The 3,040-nt window shown below is 63.2% G+C and carries 3 protein-coding genes and 1 pseudogene; all 4 read right to left on the reverse strand.

What is annotated here, in order from left to right; all coding sequences use genetic code 11:
* Positions 1–588: pseudogene (locus tag ACH2EH_RS21855) on the reverse strand (hypothetical protein); the annotation flags it as partial.
* Entirely contained in the window at positions 585–1,898 is a 1,314-nt protein-coding gene (gene lnt / locus ACH2EH_RS21860; RefSeq protein WP_395145068.1) for an apolipoprotein N-acyltransferase, read from the reverse strand. The pseudogene ACH2EH_RS21855 and the gene lnt, both read right to left, overlap by 4 nt.
* 16 nt (positions 1,899–1,914) lie before the next feature.
* On the reverse strand, positions 1,915–2,760 hold the full coding sequence (locus tag ACH2EH_RS21865; protein ID WP_395145070.1) for a hydroxymethylglutaryl-CoA lyase: 846 nt from the start codon (positions 2,758–2,760) through the stop codon (positions 1,915–1,917).
* A gap of 17 nt (positions 2,761–2,777) precedes the next feature.
* The coding region (locus ACH2EH_RS21870) for a hypothetical protein (protein ID WP_395145072.1) at positions 2,778–3,040 on the reverse strand (263 nt) is incomplete at its 5' end.

Raw genomic sequence — 3,040 nt, forward strand, 5'->3', positions numbered from 1 at the left:
ACTCACGAGCTGGAGCCAGATCAATCCGTCGCCGTGTGCCTGGCTGACGGCCAGGATCATCCAGGGGAAGTTGAGTGTCCCGAGGGTGCGGATCAGCTCGAACGTGACCCAGCCCGCCGCGAAGGCGAAAGGGCGAGCGAATGCAGGGAGCCTCTGCATTGCCCAGCCTGCCAGCGCGGCAAAGACAGCGAAGAAGCTACCCTGAATCGCGGCCAGCCCAATCCAGGGGAAAAGCTTGTCGGCGGGCGTGGTGCCGTTGAGCTCGGAGATCCAGTAGACGCCCGTCAGAAAGATGGTAAAGCCCAGCCAGAAGCCGTGTGTTGCCAGAACCCACCCGGCTTCGCTCGTTCCTCGCTTTGCCACCCTCCCTCTACGAAGGAGGGTTGAAAACCCCCTCCTGCCTCCCCCTTCCTTCGTAGAGGGAAGGGGGCCGGGGGGATGGGTTCTGGGGGCGGGGCGAGTCAGCGCCCGGTAAAACGGCACCAGAGCGACCCAAGCCAGAGGCCAGAGGTTGAAGTTTGGAAAGGCCAGCACCAGCAAGAGCCCCGAGAGTGGGGCGCAGGTCCAGTTCCAGTTACGCTGTTTCACGGGGGAAGTATAGCATGGACAAAGAGAATCCCGCGCTCACCAGGCGCGAGCGCAGCAACGGAGCGTCCGTCGGCGGCGATGAGAGTGGTGATTCCCGTCGGCGCAACCTGGACCACCGGGCGGCGATTTTCGATAGCCCGTACGATGGCGAGATCCCGGTGCTGAGGGAGGGCAGCACTCTGGCCAAATGCTTGGTCGGAAGTGAGAAAGATCAAGAGCTGCGCTCCCGCCTGGGTATTCTTTGACGCCACCCAGGGAAATGCACTCTCGAAGCAGATACCCACCCCAATTCTCTGGCCACTTGGGAGCCGAAGCACGCCGGGGCGCTCGCCGTGCTGGAAGCTGTCGTGGCGGATGCCAAACGCGGCGTAGATACCGCGTAGCCAGTGCTGGAAGGGGTAGACCTCGCCAAAAGGCGCGAGCCTCTGCTTGGTGTAGTGCCCGATCTCGTGCCCCTCGCCATTAAAGAGAATCCCCAGGTTCTGGGGGCGGTTGTCTGCGCCGTCTTTGTGGTCTTTGTAGAATCCGACCAAGAGCGGGGTCTTCAGTTCGCGGGCCAGCGCCGAGAGCCGCGTGGTGTCTAGCTCCGTGGCCGCGCCCTCGGGCCAGACAATCACATCGGGGTGGCGTAGAGCCGCTTTCCGAGAGAGGGCGAGGTAGTCGTTTGTGGCTTGGGCATCGGCACGACCGGGCTGGATGAGCGCAAGGTGCAGAAAGCTCAGGCGTGTGGGCGTGGGGCGGGGGAGAAGCACCAGAGTGGTGGGGATTAAAAGAGCAAGGGCAAAGCGCTTTTGTCGCTGACGAATCCCCTCCGCCAGTAAAGCGGAGGTGAGGGCGACCAAAAAAGCCATGCCCGGTGTGCCCAGAAACGAGACACACTGCAGGAGCGGAAGTGCGGTTGGGTGGGCATGGACGCTGGCAAGCGAGAACCAGGGCGCCGCGTAGGTTCCCAGACCACGAAGCCACTCAAAGAGCGCCCAGAGCAGGGCAAACGCAACCGGGCGCGATTGTTTTGGGAGGCGGGGGAGAATCAATCCATTTACCAGCCCATAGAGCGCAAAGACGGGGCAAGGGAAGAGCGGCAGCAGCAGCCAGAGAGGAACCGCCAGTGCACGCACCCACTGTGCCCCCAGAAAATAAAGCGCAACCCCAAAGACATAGCCCCACCCTGCAGCAGGCTTCGGCTTCGATTCTGCCAGAAGCGCGTAGAGCAGGCCAGGCACGATCCAGGCGAGCGGCCAGAGGCTCCAGGGCGGAAAGGCCAGCGCCAACAAGACACCACAGAGGAGCGCGAACGCGGCAATTCTCATCGTGCCAGTTCCTCTTTCATCGTGCTAGCTCATCACGTAGCCAGCTCCCCGTCCGTGCGAGTTTCTTTTGGTCTACCTGTGTTGAGAAACCACGTTCCTCCAGAAAGGCAACGAGGTGCTCCGTGGAGAGATTTCCTGCCGCACCTGGAGCGAACGGGCACCCGCCCAGGCCACTGACCGCACCATCGAAGCAGCGCAGGCCGTAGTCCAGCCCTCGTGCGACTCCCACCAGCGCCCCGCCGCTCGTGTCATGAAAGTGCCCCGCCAGCTTTTCCGGAGCAACCACACGGGTGATGGCTTCCAGCAGCGCCTCAAAATCATCGCCTGTTGCGCACCCCAGAGTCTCGCCCAGCGCCAGCTCGTCGGCGGCAAGGAGCCGCTCGGCGACATCCGCTGCGGCCTCAGGCGCGATCTTTCCCTCGTACGGACAGTGGGTCACGGTGGAGATGTAGACCCGGACGCGCAAGCCCGCCGCCTGAATCTCGGGGATCAGCTCCGAAAACTCCGCCAGCGCCGCCGCAATACCGCGCCCCGTGTTCTTCTGGCTAAAGCTCTCGGAGGCGGCGGTGAACAAGCTCACGCTCTGGGCACAGCTTCGGTCCAGCCGCTCCCAACCCTTGCGATTGGGAATAAGTACGTGGCGCTGAATGCCCGGAATCTCGCGCACCCCCGCCAGTACCGCCTCGCTGTCGGCCATCGCGGGAACGAGCTTCTGGTGCACCAGCGCCCCGACCTCGATCTCCGTCAGTCCCGCGTCCGCCAGGCGCTCGATCAGCGTGATCTTGGTGGCGGTGGGCAGAAGATGCGGCTCGTTTTGCAGCCCATCGCGTGGGCCGACCTCGACAACTCGGACAGCGTCCATGCCGCTATTCTACCTCGTTAACCCTCAATGAGGCGAAAATCCCGCAGGCGCTGCAACGTCTCCGCCACGATCTCAATCAGCCGAATCAGCCGCTCGCGCTCCGTCACAATTCCGTAGGTATCGCACCAGAGCAAGCCCGGCCCCAGCTCCAGTGTGAAGCGCTCCGAGAGCAGCGCCTCCCGAAAGCCAGGAAGCGCCAATACACTCTCCGCAAACCCCGCATGGCTCGTCGCCAGCATCGTCCCTTGGTTCGTGCGCTCCAGATGGAAAAAGAACGCCT

Origin of the sequence: Armatimonas sp. (assembly GCF_043760365.1) — a bacterium.
In the GTDB taxonomy this organism is placed as follows: Bacteria; Armatimonadota; Armatimonadia; order Armatimonadales; family Armatimonadaceae; genus Armatimonas.

Bases quoted from the DNA above. Each gene is read 5' to 3' on its own strand.
- ACH2EH_RS21865 (WP_395145070.1), bottom strand. From the start codon at position 2,760: ATGGACGCTGTCCGAGTTGTCGAGGTCGGCCCACGCGATGGGCTGCAA.
- lnt (WP_395145068.1), bottom strand. From the start codon at position 1,898: ATGAGAATTGCCGCGTTCGCGCTCCTCTGTGGTGTCTTGTTGGCGCTG.